Source organism: Pseudomonadota bacterium, from assembly GCA_039033415.1.
Lineage (GTDB): Bacteria > Pseudomonadota > Gammaproteobacteria > Xanthomonadales > SZUA-38 > JANQOZ01.
In genome coordinates this window covers 21,977-42,599 of sequence record JBCCCR010000012.1, presented here as the reverse complement: position 1 = coordinate 42,599, position 20,623 = coordinate 21,977, and the positions used below count along the sequence as shown (strand labels likewise).

The window sequence follows — 20,623 nt, the reverse complement described above, 5'->3', positions numbered from 1 at the left end:
ATTTGTCTCTCCTAGCTTCATCCTTGATCAAACCCAGCAAGCGAGAGGGCATACGGACGCAAGCAAGCCTCTGCAGGGCGGGAAAGTGCAGTAAAAGTCAGGAATTGCAACATGCGTGCGAGAAGCAAACCACAGTCGTTACGTCTGTCTGCCCATGAAATCCGTGTTCGAAAGCAACCCGTCGGCTTCCGACCCCTTGGCGAAGATCATTGGGGCACTCGACCTAAAGGGCTCTGTCTTCCTCGAGGGTGAATTCACCGCACCGTGGGCCATCTCGGCCCACGTCACAAAAGAGGACTGTCAGCCTTGGGTGATGGAACCATGTCAAGTGATTGCGTATCACATCGTCACTGAAGGAGAGCTATTGGTCTCGATGGACGCGGGCGATGGCTACCGAGAACACTGCCGCGCAACGCGCGGGGACATTATTTTTCTGCCGTCTAACGCATTGCATGTACTAGCCAGCGAAACCGGCGTGCCGCCCGTGTCTGGCGACGATTTACTGATTCCCGCTGAGCCGGACGGGCTTCTCCAGATCCGGTACGGTGGCGGTGGCACACCAACAAGAATGCTGTGCGGATTCATGGCGACGGGCTCACAACCATTCCCATTGCTGGATTGCTTGCCGGAGCTACTGGTCATTCATATTGACAGCCTGCCGATGCGCGACTGGATTCAGGCATCTATGGCTATGGCCGCTCGCGAACTCGGGCGCGGGCGAGCCGTCGGCGCAGATTTCGTTTCCAGCTTGTGCCGCCTGCTCTTGATCGAAGCGCTTCGAGCGCATGTCGAGCGCCATCCCCAGCCTCAAGGTTGGCTGGCAGGGCTAGCCGATCCTCGTATCGCACGGGCGCTGAGCGTGATTCATCAGAATCTCTCGGAGCCACCCCGTATTGAGGATCTCGCCCGCTCGGTTGCCATGTCACGGTCCGCTTTTGTGGACCGCTTTACCGACGTAATGGGAATCGGCCCGCGCGCCTATCTGCAGGCACAGCGGCTGGACGCGGCGTCCTCACTGCTTAGAGACACCGGCCTGAGCGCGTCAGAGGTCGCGTACCGCGTAGGGTACAGCGCGCCGGAAGCGTTTTCGCGCGCCTTCAAGCGAAGAACCGGTCTATCGCCGGCAGACTGGCGCAAGTCCGCATGAGCATCCGCCAGCTTGCCGATCGACCGCTGGCGGTTTGGTCATGATTTGCGGCGCAACGATCATTCGCGGATTGCTGGGCCGCAAGTAACTTAGAGCAACGAACAGAGAAATAGCGAGAAGAAGTGATGGAAAACCCAAAATATCGGCGCTGCCTGCCTCAGCTCAATGACGAGTATCTGCTGACCGACGGCGGCCTGGAAACGACGATGATTTTCCACTACGGCCTGGATTTGCCCTTATTTGCTGCCTTTACGCTGTTGCGATCCGACTGGGGACAGACCGCGCTTCGTCTCTATTACGAGAGCTACATCAAGGTTGCCCGTTCGCAGAACCTTGGGCTGATTCTCGATAGCCCCACCTGGCGAGCAAGTGAACGCTGGGGTAGCCAGCTCGGATACAGCCAGCAGGATCTCGTGAAAGCCAATCAGCAGAGCATCGAGATGCTTTTTGAGCTCCGCGAGGCATTTGAGGATGACCGACCGTTTGTCGTCAGCGGCAATGTTGGACCCTATGGTGATGGCTATGCACCCGATGAACTGCTGGACCCGCAAGATGCGGCCGACTATCACAGCGCCCAGATTGAAACCTTTGCTCACGCTGGTGTTGACATGATCAGCGCCATCACGATGACCCACACGGGCGAAGCGATCGGAATCAATCGAGCCTGCGCCCGTCGAGGTGTTCCCCTTGTGCTCTCGTTTACGGTGGAAACTGACGGCCGGCTGCCTTCCGGTCAATCGCTTGGCGATGCCATTGACGAGGTGGACGCAGATCTGTCCAGAGGCCCGGCGTATTACATGATCAACTGCGCTCACCCCGACCACTTTCGACCGGTGCTTGAAAGCAACGAAAAGTGGCGAAGCAGGATTGGTGGGCTCCGAACCAACGCGTCGCGCAAAAGCCATGCTGAGTTGGACGAGGCAGAGACGCTGGACGAAGGAAATCCCCTCGAGCTGGCCCAGCAGCACAAGGAGCTGATGGCGTACCTACCTAAGCTACGTGTTTTCGGAGGATGCTGCGGTACTGATCACCGCCATGTCGGCGCAATCGGACGCGTCTGCCTCGGCAAGAGCTCTGAGCTCATCGGGCTAAAGGCCTCCTAGCCAGAACCGGTGCCGGCCCGATCGGGTTCGGCGCCTCACAAGCAAACCTCTATCTAGCAGCGCGATCGCCCCGCCGAGGGCAGTCGTCGGCTGCGCCACATGCACATGAAAAGGAGAAACATAATGAGTGAACAAATTTCCTCTGACACACAGCTCAATGGCGTCAACGTCGCCGCAATCTTGGAGGCTCGCGAAGCTCTAGAGGCCGCGCCGGACGCGGCGAACTTTCGCTTTGCGGCACGTAGTCAGTGGCTCAACGGCGTGCATACCCGCATGGAGATCGACCAGTTTTTTGGTCTCGGTGAGCCACAGAGCCGCAGCAAGACGTTTATCGTCGATTCCGATCACCCGGAAGTATTTGCTGCTCCCGACGCAGCGCCGACCCCCGTGGAGCTGGTCTTGGCCGGCCTTGCCGGATGCTTGTCCGCCGGAATTGCCTCCGTAGCGGAAAACCGCGCCATCGAACTGCGCTCGGTTGAGGCGGTGGTTGAAGGCGACATGAACCTTCACGGAATTCTCGGCATCGACCCCAAGGTACGTAACGGATTTAACGCCATTCGAGTCACCTACAACATCGACGCCGAGGCCAGCACTGAGGACATCGAAGCGTTGGTCGCCCAGTCCCAAAAGCGGTCGGCCGTGTTCGACATCATCACGAATCCCACAAACGTTTTTGTGACGGTTCATTCCTGATCGCCAGCGGCCAAATCGACGTCCCCAGCCGCCAGAGCTGGGGACGTCCCAAGGTTCGCTGCCAGGGATTTACAACCATGAAAAGAGTCACCACGATCATCATTGGCGCCGGTCAGTCCGGCTTGGCCATGAGTCACAGTCTGGCTAGGCAATCTGTCGAGCATGTCATTTTGGAGCGCGGCCGTGTGGCAAACACCTGGCGCACCGAACGATGGAACTCGCTCCGGCTTTTGACGCCCAACTGGCAAAGCCGACTGCCGGGTCATGAGTACCATGGGACAGATCCCCACGGTTTCCGCACATTGATCGAGACCATCAGATTCTTCGACGACTATGCTAGGAAGACCGGCGCCCCGATTGAGACTCTGACGACGGTGCTCTCGGTCAAACGTCTTCGAAATGGCTATCGAGTCCAGACCGATCGCGGCGACTGGGAGTGCCTATGCCTGGTGCTGGCCAATGGGGCAATGACGCTCCCTGCACTGCCCGAGGTTGCGGCCGACCGGCCGTCTTGCCTGCAGTCTTTGGCTATCCCTGACTACAAGCGTCCTTGCGACATCGTCGGCGCTTCGGTTTTGATTGTCGGCGCCTCAGCGAGCGGCGTGCAGCTTGCTGAGGAGCTTGCCCTGGCAGGCCGCAACGTTTTTCTGTCGGTGGGAGAACATGTCCGGGTCCCTCGCCGTTACCGAGGGCATGACATCCTTTGGCTCATGAATGCCGCCGGCTATTTTGATCACAGCATCGCGGACGTTGACGACCTGTCGCGTGTCCGAACGCTGCCGTCGTTTCAGCTGGTCGGCAGCACTACCGGTCGTAGCGTCGACCTGAATCGGCTGCAGAAGCTTGGAGTAAAAATTGTCGGACGCTTGACGGCTTTTCGCGGGGGCAGGGCCTTGTTCTCTGGCAACCTCCATAACGTCTGCCGCCTGGCAGACCTAAAGATGCAGCGTCTGCTCCGAACCTTGGACGCGTGGATCGACGAGTCGTTGCCGCAGAGTCGATCCCTGGGCGGTGCTTTTCCGAATCCGACGCTGGTGCCCGACAACCCTGAGCTGGTTCTCGACCTGAAAGCGGCCGGCATCGACTCAATTCTCTGGGCCACCGGGTTGAAGCCGGACTATTCGTTTTTAGATCTGCCGGTGTTTGATGCTCGCGGACGGCTGATGCATGACGGCGGCGTGGTCGGCGCGCCGGGTGTGTACGTGCTCGGGCTGCCCTTTATGCGCACCCGGAAATCCAGCCTGATCGACGGAGCCGCAGATGATGCAAAGGCGCTGGCGGCTCATCTGGTGGGCTATTTGAACGACTCCAGAACGCAGGTCGCCTGAACCAATCGCGGAGTGACGTCATGCAAAACCTTAAGGACACCAAAACCGCGCTGGATCGCGCAGCCCGGCTGGTTGCGGAAAGGCCGGCCTTTGGGCAGCGAACCTATTACGCAACGGCGACGTTGAACGGCAGTATGGAGTGTTTGATTCGGGAAAAGCACCATGACCTGATTGCCGACGTGCCGCCAGGGATGGGCGGAACCGATCAAGGTCCATCCCCCTCCTGTTTGCTGCGTGCCGCGATGGCGAGCTGCGTGGCGATTGGCATCAGGAGCTTTGCGATTCGAGCGGAAGTTGAAGTTGAACAGGTTCAGGTTCGATTCGAGACCGATGTCGACGCCCGCGGCCAGCTCGGGGTATGCGCGAGCGCTGCGCCAGGCTTTGAGGCCGGCCGGCTCCAAATCAGCGTCTACTCCTGCGAGACGCCCGATGCGGTCAAAGCGGTGGTTCAACAGTCTCTGACGCTTAGCCCGATGCTGGATGCGGTCCGGTGTCGAACTCCTATCGAAACCTGTGTGAAAGTAATTTTGACCCAAGAGACAGCTCGATGAACGAACGTTTTCAACGACGTATTCAGCGCTATGGATGGGACAAAGCCGCCCCGTTCTATGAAGCGGGCTGGGAAAAGCCGCTTGCGCCGGCGCATCAAGAACTCCTGCGGCTTGCTGAGCCCCGACTCGGTGAATCGGTAATCGACATCGCGTGTGGGACAGGTATGGTGACGTTTCCGATTGCGGACGCTGTTGGACCGGATGGCCGGGTTGTGGCCACGGACCTGTCCGACAGGATGGTGGCCGCCGTACGCCGGGTTGCTCAAGAGGACTATCACCTTCAGGTCGAGGCCTTTCGCGCAGACGCCGAATCCTTGACCGCGATAGGAAACGAGACGTTTGACCTCGTGACCTGCGCCCTGGGTCTGATGTATTGCCCGAATCCGCTCAACGCAATTCGCGAAGCATTTCGCGCTTTAAGACCGGGCGGTCGAGCGGTTTTTGCCGTGTGGGGAGATCGCCGCAACTGCGGATGGGCCGAGATATTTCCCATAGTCGATGCTGAGGTCCAGTCCACGGTTTGCCCGATGTTCTTTCAGCTCGGGGCTGAGGACACCTTGGCCGGGCAAATGATGGAGGCAGGTTTTTCAGGCGTTCGACAGCGCCGAATTCAATGCACCCTGCCCTATAAGGACGCCAGAAGCGCTGCGGATGCTGCGCTGTTGGGCGGGCCGGTTGCACTTGCCTACAGTCGATTTGAGTCGGCAACTAAGCGGCGCGTACGGATCGCCTACCTAAGGTCAATTAGTCCCTACCGGATCGCTGAGGGTTTCTCCATTCCTGGTGAGTATGTGATCTGCCGAGGCGTTAAGCCCTAGCCAGCGACGGTCCAGATCTTGCCGATGACTAAGGCTGTTCCGGCTAAGTACTGGTTCGCCTGATCCACATGCTCCCGCCACCAAAAGACTGGCCGCCCAGTCCGAGCGCAGCTCCGACCAGATCCGGGAACGACCGGTGGGCATAGCTGCAGCCGAAAAACACCTCGAAGCTTTGATTGAACATCAGGAACGCCTGCAGAAGATACTGCTCATTCCAGCTTCTGTTTTCGTTCACCACCCATTCTCTTGGGTACTCACCGGGCAAAAAGATATCGTGAATGTGGAAAAAGACACCGGCAGACAATCGGGGTATCACTTCAAAAAAGAGATGGTTGACGTCGCTTCCCGTCTTCGCGACATGGGACGAGTCGATGAACAGGATGTCGCCGCTTTCCAACTGGCCGAACAGCGTCAGATCAACGTTTTCAACCTTTTCCGTCACCACCCGATTAAGCCCCGCAATTGCTGTCGTTAGAAATGGACGCGGAAAGGGCTCGATGCAGGTCAAATCCATCTCATCGTTCAGGAAGCGATGATTCACATCTGCGGAGAGCAGCGACGAGAACCCGGAACCCACCTCAACCATCCTTTTGGGTCTGAGCTCCCGCAGGAACACGAATAGCGTCCTTGCGTCCAGCCAGGAAAACTGTGAGTTACCGACAAAGTAACGCGACGGGTCCTCAGGCTCATCAAAGGGATAGTCAAAATGGGGAAGATGTCTTGGAAACCAATCGCTGAGCAGCAGGCGATGCCGGTCGGAGCAAAAGTCGATTCCAGCAACGCCGCTACGGTCACTCCAGAGATCTCCAGAAAGGCTCGAGGGATTCACAACGGGGGAGTAGAAATGCCCGTTGGGGTGCGCCGTCAATACCTCATCTCGGATCCCTCCGGCTTTCACAATCGCCTTTTTGATCCCCGATTTTGGGTGCCAATTCAACATGCTGGTCATGCTACGTACCGAGCATTAACCATGGATGAACAGCCAGCGAAGCCGACGTGGCTTCTCCGGACAATCGGGCGTCGACCTGCCCGGAGGGTTAAACATTTGAGCATCATGCTCTCTCAGCATCTGTACATCAGACCCATACGGATTTCCGACGAAAAGCTGATCAGCCCTTAAGCCGTAGTTTGGCGATTCAGCTTGTGATGATTCTTCGAGGTGATGATCAACTTTTTTGCCGCGTCTCGTATGAACGCTACGAGTGACGCAGTTCGGTTTCGATCGACGCAAAAAAAGCGTCACCCATTGTTCAGCCAATTCATGGAGTCAACTCATGCAACGCAGTCAGATTCGATTCGTCATCCATATCGCGATGATCCCGATATTGCTCGGCGCGGCCCTTCAGTCTCGTGCCACACAATCCGAGGATGCGACCTGGTTTGTCGTCTCACCTATTCAGGGCAATCGGCAGCTGTCCTACCTCCTACCACTAAAAGACCCCTCGCATATCGATCATGCGAGACAGCTTATTGATCTCGGCCCGGCAGCGGGCGGCTCGATCATCTCGGCGAAGATCGCCGCAGACACAGATGGCTTCAACCGCAATCAGCTAGATCCCGACCAGCCACTATGGAGCTGGCATGTGGACGAGGTGGAGGGCTTCGGCGATTTTGCGATCGAACTCTGCGACGGTAATCCACAACTGGTCGAAGACGATGTCGAGGCGTGGATCGCCAACACGCGGGGCAGTATCTGCTTTTGGAACTACACGGTATCCGCCGAGCTGAGCCAGCCACCGAAGTTCGGAATTCACTCGGTCTCTGAGGGTGCTTGGTTCAATCCCGAAACGCCGGGGCAGGGTCTGTTTTTTGATGTCGTCAACGGCGGCAGCGCACTGTTTGTCGGTTGGTTTACGTTTACCCTTGAGGACGGGCCGCTTGGGGAGCCGGATCCCCATTGGATGACAGCTTTTGGCCCAATTGTGGGCTCGAGGGCTGAGCTCGATCTTGCGAGTGTTCGTGGAGGGGCCTTCGATTCACCTGAGCCCGTGCTTCCATCACCACCGGGCAGCGTGGGGACGCTCATCGTTGAGCTGGAGACTTGCGACTCAGGCACGGCAAGTTACGAGTTTACGAACGGTCTGCGCGGAGTTTTTCCGATTTTTCCGGTGGACTCTGCCGATAACTGCAACGATTAGCGCTAGGCTTGGGTCGATGTGGCCCAGGCGACCATAAGAAGGTCAACCAGGAGGCAGCACCAATGAAAACGAGTCTGTACCAACAGTATGAAGCTCAACGGAGTTGGCGCTCGTTCGACCGTGTCTTTCGCCGTCTTGGGGCTATTGAGGGAAAACGGATCCTGGACCTGGGCGCAGGTTCAGGGTTCGTTGCCCGGTCCTTATCTCAACAAGGCGCGGAGGTTACCGCTGTTGATGGGGACGCAGATCTCGTCCAGGAGGCCCGTCTCGACCCGGGTGGCGTCAACTGGATGTGCGCCAATTTTGGCGATTTGGACCTCTCATCCGGTCGGCAAATCGACGGAATCTGGTCATCGTTTGCAATCGCCTATGTCGAAGACCCCGTTGCCTGGCTGACTCGCGTTCGTCAGAGTCTCTCGCCGGGCGGATGGATCGCCGTTGTAGAGATGGCTGATCTCCTGAACCATGAGCCGCTCGGGATATCGGACCGAGAAGCGATCGCGGGATTTGTCGACGACGCACGCTTGTCAGGAAGGTACTGGTTCGACGCCGCACACCGCCTCGACGACTGGATCGTTGGATCAGGCCTTTCCATAACCTGGTCAGCCGACCTCGATGACCTGGAACTCTGTTTCGACGGTCCAGCGAGTGATCAAGTGCTTAATGCCTGGCGTAGGCGGCTATCGCGTATGCCGCGCCTTCAATCCATGACATCGCGGGGATTCACCGAACGGTTTCTGCACTGTCTCGCTGATTCTTCGCACCGTAGCCATACTCGCGTACGGGCGGTTGTCGCACGCCGTCCACAGCTCGACGATGAGTAACCTGGATCACCAGCAATCGAGGCGAAGCTTCCTGATTCGCGCGAGCCTGGCGACACTAGTCGCAACGGCTGTTGGTTTTTCGATCCACGTGATTTATGGCGAGGGCGTTTTACAGGACTATATTCAGCGCGCTGCCCAGGCCGGCCGGCTGGACTCCCTCGTTTCCGAGCCATTGCCATTACCAATCGTGGCAATCGCTTTCGTGACCGCACTAATCCCCTATGCATTTAAGGTACTGATTTACTATTGGGCCGGTCATCTGCTGCCGGGCCGGAACCCATTCTTGAAAGGCCTCAGCTACGGAATCTTACTTCTTGGGCTGGACCACTCACTCATTCGAATGCCGGTGATGAACTTTGTGGTGGGAAACCCGGCAGACGTCGTGTTGCTCATGAGCGCTGAGGCCTGGTCAATTGCGCTAATCAGCGGCTTAATTATTGCCTTCATTGTGCCGCTGCGAAACTCGGAGCATGGATCGTCTAATCAGTAAGACGCAGCCAAAGATTCGCCGCGGGGTAGTCGATCACGAGATGAAAATACTTGAGAGCTGATCCGCCGATCGCGCCGCAGACCTCTTGGTCCATGAATTGCGTCATGTAACGTTTGAAGGCTGAGTTGGGACGCTTCGCGAACCACACCGGTCCGCTGACCAGACCCGCCATTTCCACTTCAGCCACCTGAATCATGGGGAGCTTACCTCGACCCACCGCGTCCGCGCGTTCAAGGTAAGGCCAGTCCGGGTGATCTGATCGCCATTGATCAAAAACCTCCTGGCACATAAAGCTTATGCCGATGCCGTCCCCCGCTGCTCGATCAAAATAGTCCGCCGAGCTGTCCGTAAGCGTGGCCGTGGCGCCTGTATCAAACAGCACCTGGATTTCTTTGCCGTCTATCGAAACCGGCAGCCTCGGAAAGTGCATGGTTCGAAGGCGATCCTCCCCAACCTGGAAACCGAGCGACAACCCCGCCATTGGCTCAGTAACAGCGATCGGCAACTTGTCGTGCAATATCAGCCGTTTTGTTTCGTAGTCGAATTCCCAGATACGATTGCCAAACCACCGACCGCCAAGAAAGCCGTCGTAGTGCTGGCTAAGGACATCGTCTTCGACCACCTGAAGCTGGCCGTTTTTGAAGATCGGATTGGCTGGAATCGACGAGCCATCGACGAAACTCGGTAGGTCGATAACTTCGCTGGCAGAGGCAGCACCAAGCTTGTCGGCCACAGACCGTTTGATGGCATTAAAGCCACCGCCAGAATCGGTATAAAACCGTAGCGAATCGCCGTTCATCAAAGTCGGCGTAACTAGCACCCGATCGTAATCAAAGACGCTCGGCATGAGATTCCCTTCCTCGGCTCCAAGCGACGGCACCAGCCCTGCGAAGAGGAGCGGCGCAATCATGAATGTATGAATGGCTCTCATCGTCTTCATGCTAGCAGCAGGCGTACTTCCCAACATCCGACGAAAGAAACACCCCAGCAAACCAAAACCTGCAAACCTCGGACGGCACCACGCACTGGATTCGTGCGGCTAGTCACAGCCACAAGACTTAGAAAACAGTAAGTTGAAGGGAATTCAAGCGCTTTTCCGTGCTCTACAGGGACTTCAGGGACGATGACGCCACCTATTCGCGGGCTGATGCTTACGCTGATTGCCGGCTTGTCTACAGCACTGTCTTCGGTTGCTCAAACGACGCTCGGGAACAGCGGAATAGTTTTCGACAGCGGCGAGTTTCGGGTCAACAGCTACTTTCCAGAGAACCAGGGGTTTCCCCGGCTCGCGATGGCCCGTAGCGGTCGGGTGCTCGTCGCCTGGGAGAGCATCGGGCAAGACGGCGATCAGCACGCCGTTGCCGCCCAGCTTTATGACGCTAGCGGAGACCCGCTAGGCCCCGAGGTCATCGTCAATACCGAGACGGCCAGCGTGCAGAGCCAGCCGACCGTAGCCGTCGCGCCCGACGGATCTTTTGTGGTCTTCTGGCGGAGTCGCGATCAGGACGGCAGCGACTTCGGCGTTTACGGACAGAGGCTCAACCGAGACGCAACACCGGTCGGCGACGAGTTCCGAGTCAACATCTACACTCAGAACGACCAATCCGACCCGTTTTCCGCCTTCGACGCAGCTGGAAATCTTATGGTGGCCTGGGAAAGTGATGAGCAACCCCGGAACGACGGCCAGCAGCCTAGCGTCTTGGCCGGTGAGATCTATGGCCGGATCTACGACACCTCAGGGCAGCCGGGGCCAGAGTTCCGAATCAATACCACCTCGCAGTCCTGGCAGAACGAAGTAAAGATGTCCGGCCTGTCGGATGGCTTCGTAGCGGTCTGGGAAAGCCGAGACGTAGACGCCGATTGGCGGGCCGTGGTCTTCCAACGGTACGCCGCAGACGGCACGCCCTTAGGTGGCGAGCAGCAGGTTAATCAGACGGAACCGCACAGTCAGCACAACGCAGCGGTCGGCGCAGACACCGACGGCGTTTTTTTGATCGCCTGGGAAAACGATTTCTCGTCATTCCCGTCCGACCGAGACACTCGCGTACCGGACGTGAGGGCACGAATCTATGCCGAAGACGGCACACCGCTGACGGACGAGCTGAGCGTCAACCAAAATACGACTGGCAGCCAGGAGAACCTGGATGTTGCTGCCGACGGGCGAGGCGGGTTTCTTGTGGTGTGGGAAAGCCCGGCGCCCACTGGCAATGATCGTGAGATCTGGGCTCGGCGAATTCTGAAGGAAGGCACCTTTGTCGGCGACGAGTTTCGCGTCAACGATACAACCAACAATTTCCAACGCTACCCGGCAGTTTCCAGCGACAGGGACGGTCGTCTCATGATCGTCTGGCATTCGTTTGTCGGCGACAGCGACCCTCTCAGCATCCGCGGTCGCTTTCTCAAGCTACCGGGGTTGTTCAGCGACGGCTTCGAATTCGACGACTGAACGTGTCGAGTCTCTGTCTGAGGTTTTACGCCCTCTTTAATTCAGCTGCGGGGTATCGAAGTCTGTTTACGGCCAAAAAATTGAACTAGGGCCTCAGTCCTCGAAGCCATCAGCAAGGATTAGATCTCGACTGACCTCGAAGGCCCCGATATCACAAGAAATTTGGCCGTCGCCGTCACCGTCGAGCGGACGTTCGATGCCGCGCTGATCGCTGGCGGCACAACGATCGTTGTTGCCAGAATCAATCGCGGGACTGCCATCGACGAGCGCGTGCGTCGATAGCGGCCCTTCATTGCTAGCCAAAGGTCCAAGTCCAGGATCGGCGCGAGTTAGATCGCCATTGATTCCATCGGTGACGCAGCTGCCATCGCTGTCCAGGTTGTGCCCTTCGGACATAAGGCTATTCTCAATACTGACACAGTCGGCAACCTGATTACCGGCAATAATGGTGTTTGCGACCGTACTGGATACGCCACTGCCGTCAACAAAAATTCCGTCCGGGAAATTATCGGTGATCGTGACATGTAGCAGCGTTACGTTTGGCGTGCCGGTCCCAGAGGCGGCAAGTCCACCACCATTGCCAAGGATCCGAGATTCGTTGCCGCTGATCGTGACGTTCGTCAGCGTTGACGTGCCGCTTTGAATGAAGATCCCGCCACCAATGTCTGAGCCATTACTGGCCACCAAACTCGACTCCACCTGCAGCATGCTATCTGAGAATAAACCACCGCCTTCGGCCAGGGCGTTGTTGTCAGATAATTCGGATCGGTATAGGGCCAAAGTGCCTTGGTTGCCAATGCCCCCACCAAAGCTTGAGACCGCGCTATTACGGAGAATTCTAGAGTCTTCAATAGTTGTGGTAGCGCCTGGTGCAATGAATACCCCGCCGCCATCCCAGGTGGCGATATTCTCAACCAGCACCGTCCGTTGCAGCGTTAGCACACCGCGATTCTCGATTGCGCCCCCTGAGAAGGCAATATTGTTTCGCAGCGTGACGTCGCGGAGCGTCAACTCACCATGGTTTCGAATTCCCCCTCCGAAGTCCTCTCGTAAACCGGTGTTCCTTTCTGCGTCACCGCCACGAATCGTTAAGCCTTCGATGGATACCGAGACGCCGATGCTCCCTGGATCCACATTGATAACTCGATCCAGGGAGCCACCGTCGATGATCGTTTGGTCCTGCCCCGTACCGACCATGGTCAATGACGCGGTTAAATCCAGATCACCAGTCAGATTTTCGTCCTCTTCCCGACCAACGATTTCAAGGGTGTAGGTACCCGAGCCGAGCAAGATTAGGTCTGCCCCATTTCCGGCGGCGCAAACATCTACAGGAAGGTCAGAGTTAGCAGCCTGGACGGCCTCGCGAAGGCTACACTGCCCGTTGACGGAAATCTCGTCGATGGTTGTAGTGACCAGAATCGATACGGCCGTAGCGCGGACCGTAACGAGGAGTAGGAGAGCAGCGAAGAAAAAACCGAGCCGGGCCGGAATAGGGGACGTATGCTCAGTGAGCGGGCACACGTCGATATAGCTTTGCTGACAACGCATTTACCTCAAGATTCTACCGCGGACACAACGCTTGCGCATCAGATCGAGAGCTACCGCTAAGCTGAACACCTGCAGGTGTTCGGCTCCCGACTTACATCAGCGTGAAACGAAACGGTCACCACGCCTCGGCGGGGCCGTCGGCGGTCCGGCGAAACACTGCGCGATTTCCATCCATCGTTTTGCTGTCTCGCCAACTAGAAGTAATTGAGTATCGGCGATGTTCCGAGTTTGTGTGACGACTTGGCAAAACTCGGCCGCGCTGCCGGTAATACTGTCAACATCGTTTGGCCCGTTCCACTCCCAGATCTTGCCACTTGGCGCTTCAAGCCTAACCAGGGGAGGGGGATTCGGAACCTCAAGCCCGCGGTTGGCGAAGGTCCATACGAAGGTGTTGATACCCAAGAACGCAATGCCTTTGATGCGGTCGGTGTCTTCACGCATCAGACCGAGAGCGTCATAGATAGCCTGACCATGCGCCCAGGTTTCCATCAGCCTCGCCGTTACGCTAGACCGGACGCTCATCGGCGGGCCGGCCCATTTCACCCGCTTCTTTGGGTCGGCGGAGCCAAGCCGTTCGGCCGTGGCCAGAAATCCATCACGCCACGCTTCGCGCAATTCCTTGCCATGTATGTGATCAAGCTGTTGGTCTTCAAACCCCCGCAGGCCTCCCGTGGGAATCTCCGAGGCAGCGCGACCTAAGAGCGCCACGAGTGTGGCTTCATCTTCCACCGACATCACTGCTGCACGGTTCCAGAAGTGGAGATGGCCCAGTACGTCGTCAAACGTCCAGCCTTTAAACAGCGTGGGCGTCCTAAGCGCGTTGTCATCGAGGTCCTTCAATATGACGTAGAGGGCCTCACTCTCCTCACGAAAGTCGGTCGCTTCCTGAAACACCCTTAGTCTCCCAGGACCGTTTGGAGGCGCTCGCATGCCTCTAGAAAGTCTTCCTGAAACTCCTGCATCAGCGTACGTACGGACTTAAGTTCATTCATCAACCCGACGCCCTGCCCCACCCAATAGGTCGCTAGGTCTTCGGCGCCCGCGTGGCCACCCTGCGACAGCTTGTCGATCTGCGCAAGCGCGGGCTCGGCGACCAGAGACTGCAGCGGCATGGGTAGCGGCTTCGGGCCGGACTCCTCCCAGGCGTCGGTCCAGGTAGACCGGAGCTGCCGCGAAAACTTGCCGGTTCGGCTTCGGGATCGGACGGTGTCGCGGGATGAAGCCCGCAGCATCTTTTCTCTCATGGCGGGCGTTGTTTCCGCTTCGGTTGTCGTCAACCACACCGAGCCGCACCACGCACCGGCAGCCCCCATGGCCATACAGCCGGCCATCTGTCGACCCGTCACAATCCCTCCGGCGGCCAACACCGGCACGTTGCCAAACGGTTTCACCGCCTCGATGATTTCGGGTACGAGCACCAGCGTGGACACGTCGCCGCAATGCCCGCCGGCTTCCCCGCCAGCAGCCACCAGAATGTCGACCCCAGCCTGTGCCTGACGAACCGCGTGTTTCGGCGCGCCAACCAGCGCAGCAACCGGCACGCCTTTCTCCCTGGCTTTTTCCAGCATGATTGGCGGCGGGACACCCAACGCGTTGGCGATCAAGCCGACCGGATGAGACAACGCCACATCGAGCATCTCGGCTGCGCCAAAATCCTGAAGATTTCTAGCAAAGCGCAGATGGGAACGCCTGTCTTCGTCCATGGTGCTTGGGTCAATGTCGTGCTGTTTTAAAAGCTGTGAGGCAAAAGCAAGGTGTTCCTCGGGAAGGCCTGCCAGCAGCTGTCGCTCATCCAGAGCGTCTGATTTGCCTTCAAAATTATTGGGCACAAGCAGGTCTACGCCATAGGGTTTGCCGTCGACGCGGTCATCGATCCACTGTAGTTCTTGCTCCAGCTGTTCCGGCGGCAGGGTGACCACACCAAAGACCCCCATACCGCCGGCCCGCGTGACCTCCGCCACAACATCGCGGCAGTGGCTGAAGGCAAACAGCGGAAATTCGATTCCCAGCTTAGTGCATAGCTCCGACTTCATGCGTCCTCCCGTATCCCCTCAGCTACTCTCGACCGGGATGATCTCAAGGAGCAAAGCGCCAGCATCGACCTGATCCCCAGGCGCATAACAAACCCGTTCGACCGTTCCCGGCACGTCAGCCAGGACACGATGCTGCATCTTCATCGCCTCCAAGACAAACAATGGTGATCCTTTCTCGACGCGATCTCCTTCTTTCACCAAGACGTCCTGCAGCAGGCCATGCATGGGTGCAGTCACGCGGCCGCCGGTGTCCGTTTCGTCGTTGGCACCGAAATCCGCCAGACGATTCTGAAAATCGGCCTGATGACGGCCCAGGGCCACCGCCAGCTCGCCACGGCTTTTCTGGACGAACAGCACATCGACGCGGCGGCCGTTGATGCTGAGCTGCGCGTTTGGCGGTTCGAAGGAAATCACTTCGATATGGCACTCATCGTCGCCGGAAATGCGGTAGCCATTAATGCCGGTCGGATGAACATCCAGCTCGAACGAAATACCCTCGCAGTCGAACAAATAGGATGTGCGCAGCGTGCCGCCACTGCTCCAGTTCAGCAGAGGTGCTGAGACGATCACCGATTGACGGTGCGCAGTTTCGCGCGCGTCACGATGGGCCAGGACCGCTGCCGCCGCCGCGTGTTCGAAGGAGGCCGGAGTTTGACCCAGCGTTTCGACATCAAAGGATTCTTCGATCAGCGCGGTGGTGGCTTCGCCTTGAATAAAGGCTTCAGTCTCCAGCACATCGATCAGAAAATCCCGATTGCTCGCAGGGCCAAAGAACCCCGTATCTGTCATCGCTGCAATCAGGCGTCGCCGAGCTGATTCTCGTGTTTCACCCCAGGTAATCACCTTGGCGAGCATCGAATCGTAGAAGGGGGATACCTCCTGGCCGGTTTCGATTCCCGCATCGATTCGCACGCAGTCCGCCGCTGCCGGGCACCAAAGGTCAATCCGGCCGGCGCTGGGCTGAAAACCTTTGGCGACGTCCTCAGCGCAGAGCCGCACCTCGATGGCGTGACCACTTAGCTGCACATCAGCCTGCTCAATGCCCAGCGGTTCGCCGCTGGCGACCTTAAGCTGAAGCGCCACCAGGTCTAGCCCCGTGACCAGTTCGGTGACCGGGTGCTCCACCTGCAGGCGCGTGTTCATCTCCAGAAAATAAAACTGATGGGTATCGTCGAGCAGAAACTCGACGGTACCGGCACCGCGGTAGCTGATGCTTCGAGCAGCTTCCACGGCCGCTGCGCCCATTTTTTCGCGAAGTCCGTCGGTCAGCACCGGACAGGGCGATTCTTCCACGACTTTCTGGTGTCGGCGCTGCACCGAACAGTCGCGTTCCCCAAGATGGATGACGTTGCCCTGCGTATCTGCAAAAACCTGTATCTCGACATGCCGCGGCCTCAGGATGGCCTTTTCCAAAATCAGCTCATCCGACCCAAACGCACTAGCCGCCTCGAACCTCGCCAGTTCGAGTTCAGCGACGAGATCTTCGGACCGGTGAACCAGCCGCATCCCTCGCCCGCCGCCACCGGCAGCCGCTTTGACCATAATCGGATAGCCAATCTCGTCCGCTGCGGTCATCAGAGCCTCGTCCGACTGATCCTCGCCTTCGTAACCTGGCACACAGGGAACACCGGCGGAGATCATGTGGCGCTTGGCCGCGGCTTTGTTGCCCATCAACGCAATCGCCTCGGGCGTTGGGCCAATGAAGACGAGGCCGGCTTGCTCGCAGGCTTGAGCAAACGAGTCGTTTTCGGACAGAAAACCATAGCCCGGATGCACAGCGTTTGCGTCGGATTGTTGCGCGGCCTCCAGGATTTTCTCGATGTTGAGATAAGAATCTTGCGCTGCCGGTGGCCCGATTCCGACGGCGTCATCCGCCAGCATCACGTGCGGCGCGTTGGCGTCCGCGTCTGAATAGACGGCGATGGCCCGCATACCCAAGGCTTTGACGGTACGAATCACTCGACACGCAATTTCGCCTCGATTGGCGATGAGCACACAGTCAATGGTCATCGGGTTCCTGCCGTTGGGTAAATGCGTCATAGCTCTACAAACGCGCAACGCCGAAGCTGTTTGGCTGCAGCTTCCGGTGGCGTGCCTCCCAGCAGGTTTCTAGCGCAAACCCCAGCACCCGACGCGTATCGCGCGGATCGATGACGCCATGGTCAAGCACCCGCCCCGATGTATAGAACGCGTCGGACTGGTTGTCGAAATGAGCCGTTATGGCGGCTCGCTGTTTTACGAGCTTTTCCTCGTCGACGGGGTGGCCGCGACGCTCAGCTGACACCCGGGCCACCTGTTCCATGGTCAACGCCGCCTGCTCACCACCCATGACGCCGGTCATCGCGTTGGGCCAGGAAAACAGAAAGTCGGGCTCATACGAAAAACCGCACATGCCGTAGTTGCCGGCGCCGAAGCTGGCGCCAATATAGAGCGTCAGTTTTGGCACTCGAACGTTGGACACGGCCTGAATCATTTTTGAGCCGTGTTTGATCATGCCGCCCTGTTCGTATTTTGTGCCGACCATATAGCCGGTTGTATTGTTGAGAAAAACCAGCGGCACATCGGACTGATCGCAAAGCTGCATAAACTGAGCGGCCTTGGTTGCCCCGCTCGGGTCGATCGGCCCGTTGTTACCGATCAGACCGCAGGCATGTCCGTGAATGCTGGCCTGGGTGCAAACGGTCGCTGCCCCGTAGCCGGGTTTGAAATCCAGGAGATCGGAATCGTCGACGATGCGGGCCATCACCTCGCGCACGTCGTAAGGCGTTCGGTAATCCACGGGCACCACCCCAGCGATCTCGTCAGTGCTGTAGCGTGGCTCTGAAAAGCGTCTTGGCGTTGCTGCTGCACAGCGCTCATTCCAGGCCAGCCGCCGCATCACGTCTCGGGCCATGAGGATGCCCTGCGCGTCGTCATCAGCAAGATATTCGACCAGCCCAGACACGGTGGCATGCATCTCAGCACCGCCGAGCTCAGCCTCGTCAGCAATCTCTCCTGTTGCAGCGCGCGTCAGCGCCGCACCGGCGAGGGCCGCCATGCCGTTTTTCCGAACACCGATCACGTAATCGCTCATCCCAGGCTGGTACGCCCCGCCCGCGGTGGAAGGGCCATGCAGTACGGTGACGGTGGGGATACCCGCGGCGCTCAGCTTGGCCAGGCCGTGAAACATGGCACCGCCGTAGGCCCAAAGCTCAACCTCGTACTGCATCAGGTTGGCGCCCGCGCTTTCCACGAGGTGCACAAAAGGCAGGTTCAGCTTTCGAGATAGTCCCAGTGCCCCCACCGCCTTGTTGACGCTGCGCGGCGTCATGGCGCCCGCGTTAATGCCGCTATCGTCGACCAGAATCATCGAACGAACGCCGCTGACAAACCCGATGCCGACCAACATATTGGCGCCGGGAATGCTGGTTTCTCGGTTGGAATCCTCTACCAGATAGTTGGCAAGGTTGTAGAGCTCAAGAAAGGGCATGCCGGGATCCAGTAGCCGTGACAGCCGTTCGCGAGGCGTGAGCTGGCCGCGCTGCTCAAAACGTGGCCGGCGTTTTTCCGACAGGCTCGCAGCTCGTGCTTCCAGGCCGCGCAGCTGCTTAACCAGCTGGACCATGTCCGCACGGTTCTCAGCGAACGAGTCGGCCGTCACGTCAATCTTTGATTGAAATCCAGGCATCTAAAGCGCCTCCGCCATGGCTGCCGGCACCGCAATCGGAAAGTCGAGCAGCAGCTGCGCATAACCCTTCCCCTGGGGGTCATTGCGCAGACTGGCCACGCCGCCACCGCCGAGCACGTCATGCAAAAGGAAATTGATGGAGTGGCTTCCGGGCAGGAGAAATCGCTCAACCGGGCCCTCGATGAAATGGGCAAACCCGTCTCTGACAACCTGTTCTGTCAGCGAACCCCAAATATGAGGCAAATACTCTGGCCTGCGGGCCAGGATGCCGATATTGGCGTTGTTGCCTTTGTCACCGCTGCGCCCGACCGCCAGCTTGATCAGCGGCACCTGTCTCATCTCGACACTGGGATTTGCCGGTGGATTCGGCGGCGAGGGTCGCTGGATGTTGCCAGCGTCGAAGGCCTGGCCAGTGATCTGATCAGCGTCGAACGTTTGTCCCTCCACCTCGATGGCAACAGGGACCTCGTCCTTAGCGATCAAAAAGGAAAACAGGCGAACAACAGGTGTGGGCTTGGGCCGCCCGCCAGCGAACATGGAAAGCCCTGGCGGCGAGGCTAGCGCCAAACCGATAAGCTCCTTGAGCATGACGCTGATGCCCTTTGAGGTCGGATGCTTCGCCGCAATTTTGAGCGCCACCTCCCGCGACCCGCTTACCTGACGCCGCGCTCCGTAGTGACTTTCGTCGCCGATGATCTCCACACAGGTTTCCGTAAGGTCGACGAGGCCAAGCTCTCGCAGACGGCGATTGGTTCGAGCGATAGTCGCCTCGGCGAATCGGCGGGCCTTACGATCGGCTTCGGCGCCGTAGAAGAAAACTACCTGCCCGCCCCGATACCCGTCAGCAAAGGTTGCGCTCACTTTGTACGTATCAGGCGCGGGAGCGCCTTCTGCTCCCTTGACCAGCACTCGGTTGGGCCCAACCTGCTCGAGGGTCACCGAGGAGAAGTCACAGACCACGTCGGGCAGGATGTACGCCTGCGGGTCCCCGATTTCGTAGAGCATCTGCTCACCCACCGTGTGCGGCGTGACGATGCCGCCGGTCCCCGGCGGCTTGGTGCAAATGAAGGACCCGTCTGCCGACACCTCGGCGATCGGATGGCCAACGCTTTCATAGTTGTCAGCGACCAGCTCCCAGTCGGTAAAGTTGCCGCCGGTCGCCTGCGCCGTACATTCCAAGATATGTCCTGCGAGGCTCGCACCGGCGAGAGCAGAAAGATCGTCAGGATTCAGGTCAAACTCGTGGATACACGCCCCGAGCGTGACCGCACTGTCCACCACTCGCCCGGTGACCACGATGTCCGCCCCGGAAGCCAGCGCCTGCGCAATCGGATATGCCCCAAGATAGGCATTGCTGCTCGCAATCTTGTCCGGCGCCGGGAACCGTTCGCCAGAAAACATCTCGGTAACCTTTTGGCCGGCGAGCTCGTCCACGCGGTGAGAAAGATCATCACCGGTCACCACCGCCACCTTGAGATTCAGACCGTGCTGGGCGACCGCATCGCGAAGCGCGGCTCCGCAGGCCGTAGCGTTCACGCCACCCGCGTTGGCGATGACCTTGACGCCTCGTTTGGCAATCTCTTCCAGCCTCGGCTCGATAAAGGTTGAGACAAAATCAAGGGCGTAGCCTGCATCGGCGTTGGCCATCCGCGCGCGGGCCATGATGGACATGGTGATCTCCGCCAGGAAATCGAAAACCAGGTAGTCGAGATCGCCGTGTTTAAGCAAATCATCCATGGCGAGAACCGACTCTCCCCAGAAGCCGGTGGCACCGCCAATGCGAATTATTTTGCTGGTCATCGTTGGCGTGAAGGCTCTCGTCTCGGTACACTATGAG

General features: G+C 58.4%; 18 protein-coding genes. 10 read left to right on the top strand and 8 right to left on the bottom strand.

Going from position 1 to position 20,623, the window contains the following annotated elements; all coding sequences use genetic code 11:
- The first annotated feature begins 115 nt into the window (after window positions 1-115).
- The 6 genes from AAF358_11490 (at window position 116) to AAF358_11465 (ending at window position 5,640) form a co-directional block, all read left to right on the top strand.
- The gene (locus tag AAF358_11490) at window positions 116-1,147 is read left to right on the top strand and encodes an AraC family transcriptional regulator (GenBank protein MEM7706171.1); all 1,032 of its coding nucleotides are present in this window, start codon (window positions 116-118) and stop codon (window positions 1,145-1,147) included.
- Window positions 1,148-1,272: 125 nt separating this feature from the next.
- The gene (locus AAF358_11485) at window positions 1,273-2,250 is read left to right on the top strand and encodes a homocysteine S-methyltransferase family protein (protein MEM7706170.1); all 978 of its coding nucleotides are present in this window, start codon (window positions 1,273-1,275) and stop codon (window positions 2,248-2,250) included.
- 123 nt (window positions 2,251-2,373) lie between these two features.
- Window positions 2,374-2,943, top strand: a complete 570-nt coding sequence (locus AAF358_11480; GenBank protein ID MEM7706169.1) for an OsmC family protein — start codon at window positions 2,374-2,376, stop codon at window positions 2,941-2,943.
- Window positions 2,944-3,020: 77 nt separating this feature from the next.
- On the top strand, window positions 3,021-4,271 hold the full coding sequence (locus AAF358_11475; GenBank protein ID MEM7706168.1) for an NAD(P)/FAD-dependent oxidoreductase: 1,251 nt from the start codon (window positions 3,021-3,023) through the stop codon (window positions 4,269-4,271).
- Between the two features lie 20 nt (window positions 4,272-4,291).
- Complete coding sequence (locus AAF358_11470) at window positions 4,292-4,822, top strand: OsmC family protein (protein ID MEM7706167.1); 531 nt, start codon at window positions 4,292-4,294, stop codon at window positions 4,820-4,822.
- Entirely contained in the window at window positions 4,819-5,640 is an 822-nt protein-coding gene (locus AAF358_11465; protein ID MEM7706166.1) for a class I SAM-dependent methyltransferase, read from the top strand. Before AAF358_11470 ends, AAF358_11465 begins: the two co-directional genes overlap by 4 nt.
- 43 nt (window positions 5,641-5,683) lie before the next feature.
- Here AAF358_11465 and AAF358_11460 read toward each other — a convergent pair whose 3' ends face one another.
- Window positions 5,684-6,589 (bottom strand): class I SAM-dependent methyltransferase, encoded by a 906-nt coding sequence (locus AAF358_11460; GenBank protein ID MEM7706165.1) that lies wholly within the window; start codon window positions 6,587-6,589, stop codon window positions 5,684-5,686.
- A gap of 325 nt (window positions 6,590-6,914) precedes the next feature.
- On the opposite strand from AAF358_11460, the gene AAF358_11455 reads away from it, so the two are divergent.
- From AAF358_11455 to AAF358_11445, 3 genes are all read left to right on the top strand, one after another.
- Entirely contained in the window at window positions 6,915-7,778 is an 864-nt protein-coding gene (locus AAF358_11455) for a hypothetical protein (protein ID MEM7706164.1), read from the top strand.
- Between the two features lie 62 nt (window positions 7,779-7,840).
- A complete protein-coding gene (locus AAF358_11450; protein MEM7706163.1) occupies window positions 7,841-8,602 on the top strand; it encodes a class I SAM-dependent methyltransferase in 762 nt (253 codons plus the stop codon).
- Window positions 8,595-9,092 carry a hypothetical protein gene (locus AAF358_11445; protein MEM7706162.1) on the top strand — a complete coding sequence of 166 codons (498 nt, stop codon included), beginning with the start codon at window positions 8,595-8,597 and terminating at the stop codon, window positions 9,090-9,092. Before AAF358_11450 ends, AAF358_11445 begins: the two co-directional genes overlap by 8 nt.
- Here AAF358_11445 and AAF358_11440 read toward each other — a convergent pair.
- Window positions 9,082-10,002: a hypothetical protein gene (locus AAF358_11440; protein MEM7706161.1), complete on the bottom strand. Its 921-nt coding sequence runs from the start codon at window positions 10,000-10,002 to the stop codon at window positions 9,082-9,084. The two genes, AAF358_11445 and AAF358_11440, sit on opposite strands and share 11 nt — an antisense overlap.
- Before the next feature lie 213 nt (window positions 10,003-10,215).
- Between AAF358_11440 and AAF358_11435 the strand changes: the two genes are divergently transcribed.
- Window positions 10,216-11,538 (top strand): hypothetical protein, encoded by a 1,323-nt coding sequence (locus AAF358_11435; GenBank protein MEM7706160.1) that lies wholly within the window; start codon window positions 10,216-10,218, stop codon window positions 11,536-11,538.
- Between the two features lie 93 nt (window positions 11,539-11,631).
- Here the strand turns inward: AAF358_11435 and AAF358_11430 are convergent, their stop codons facing one another.
- The 6 genes from AAF358_11430 to AAF358_11405 all read right to left on the bottom strand — a co-directional run bounded on the left by AAF358_11430 (window position 11,632) and on the right by AAF358_11405 (window position 20,586).
- Entirely contained in the window at window positions 11,632-13,086 is a 1,455-nt protein-coding gene (locus tag AAF358_11430; protein ID MEM7706159.1) for a choice-of-anchor Q domain-containing protein, read from the bottom strand.
- 96 nt (window positions 13,087-13,182) lie between these two features.
- Entirely contained in the window at window positions 13,183-13,980 is a 798-nt protein-coding gene (locus tag AAF358_11425; GenBank protein ID MEM7706158.1) for a TIGR03084 family metal-binding protein, read from the bottom strand.
- Between the two features lie 2 nt (window positions 13,981-13,982).
- Complete coding sequence (locus AAF358_11420) at window positions 13,983-15,119, bottom strand: nitronate monooxygenase (GenBank protein ID MEM7706157.1); 1,137 nt, start codon at window positions 15,117-15,119, stop codon at window positions 13,983-13,985.
- Between the two features lie 18 nt (window positions 15,120-15,137).
- Window positions 15,138-17,129, bottom strand: a complete 1,992-nt coding sequence (locus tag AAF358_11415) for an acetyl-CoA carboxylase biotin carboxylase subunit (protein MEM7706156.1) — start codon at window positions 17,127-17,129, stop codon at window positions 15,138-15,140.
- Between the two features lie 34 nt (window positions 17,130-17,163).
- Window positions 17,164-18,786, bottom strand: a complete 1,623-nt coding sequence (locus AAF358_11410; GenBank protein MEM7706155.1) for a carboxyl transferase domain-containing protein — start codon at window positions 18,784-18,786, stop codon at window positions 17,164-17,166.
- Window positions 18,787-20,586 (bottom strand): acyclic terpene utilization AtuA family protein, encoded by a 1,800-nt coding sequence (locus tag AAF358_11405; GenBank protein ID MEM7706154.1) that lies wholly within the window; start codon window positions 20,584-20,586, stop codon window positions 18,787-18,789.
- Window positions 20,587-20,623: the final 37 nt, after the last annotated feature.

Excerpts from the sequence above, each read along its gene's own strand:
- AAF358_11470 (MEM7706167.1), top strand. The coding sequence starts at position 4,292 with ATGCAAAACCTTAAGGACACCAAAACCGCGCTGGATCGCGCAGCCCGG.
- AAF358_11420 (MEM7706157.1), bottom strand. The coding sequence starts at position 15,119 with ATGAAGTCGGAGCTATGCACTAAGCTGGGAATCGAATTTCCGCTGTTT.
- AAF358_11485 (MEM7706170.1), top strand. The coding sequence starts at position 1,273 with ATGGAAAACCCAAAATATCGGCGCTGCCTGCCTCAGCTCAATGACGAG.
- AAF358_11450 (MEM7706163.1), top strand. The coding sequence starts at position 7,841 with ATGAAAACGAGTCTGTACCAACAGTATGAAGCTCAACGGAGTTGGCGC.
- AAF358_11460 (MEM7706165.1), bottom strand. The coding sequence starts at position 6,589 with ATGACCAGCATGTTGAATTGGCACCCAAAATCGGGGATCAAAAAGGCG.
- AAF358_11435 (MEM7706160.1), top strand. The coding sequence starts at position 10,216 with ATGACGCCACCTATTCGCGGGCTGATGCTTACGCTGATTGCCGGCTTG.
- AAF358_11405 (MEM7706154.1), bottom strand. The coding sequence starts at position 20,586 with ATGACCAGCAAAATAATTCGCATTGGCGGTGCCACCGGCTTCTGGGGA.
- AAF358_11455 (MEM7706164.1), top strand. The coding sequence starts at position 6,915 with ATGCAACGCAGTCAGATTCGATTCGTCATCCATATCGCGATGATCCCG.
- AAF358_11440 (MEM7706161.1), bottom strand. The coding sequence starts at position 10,002 with ATGATTGCGCCGCTCCTCTTCGCAGGGCTGGTGCCGTCGCTTGGAGCC.
- AAF358_11445 (MEM7706162.1), top strand. The coding sequence starts at position 8,595 with ATGAGTAACCTGGATCACCAGCAATCGAGGCGAAGCTTCCTGATTCGC.
- AAF358_11465 (MEM7706166.1), top strand. The coding sequence starts at position 4,819 with ATGAACGAACGTTTTCAACGACGTATTCAGCGCTATGGATGGGACAAA.
- AAF358_11430 (MEM7706159.1), bottom strand. The coding sequence starts at position 13,086 with ATGCGTTGTCAGCAAAGCTATATCGACGTGTGCCCGCTCACTGAGCAT.
- AAF358_11475 (MEM7706168.1), top strand. The coding sequence starts at position 3,021 with ATGAAAAGAGTCACCACGATCATCATTGGCGCCGGTCAGTCCGGCTTG.
- AAF358_11410 (MEM7706155.1), bottom strand. The coding sequence starts at position 18,786 with ATGCCTGGATTTCAATCAAAGATTGACGTGACGGCCGACTCGTTCGCT.
- AAF358_11415 (MEM7706156.1), bottom strand. The coding sequence starts at position 17,129 with ATGACCATTGACTGTGTGCTCATCGCCAATCGAGGCGAAATTGCGTGT.
- AAF358_11480 (MEM7706169.1), top strand. The coding sequence starts at position 2,374 with ATGAGTGAACAAATTTCCTCTGACACACAGCTCAATGGCGTCAACGTC.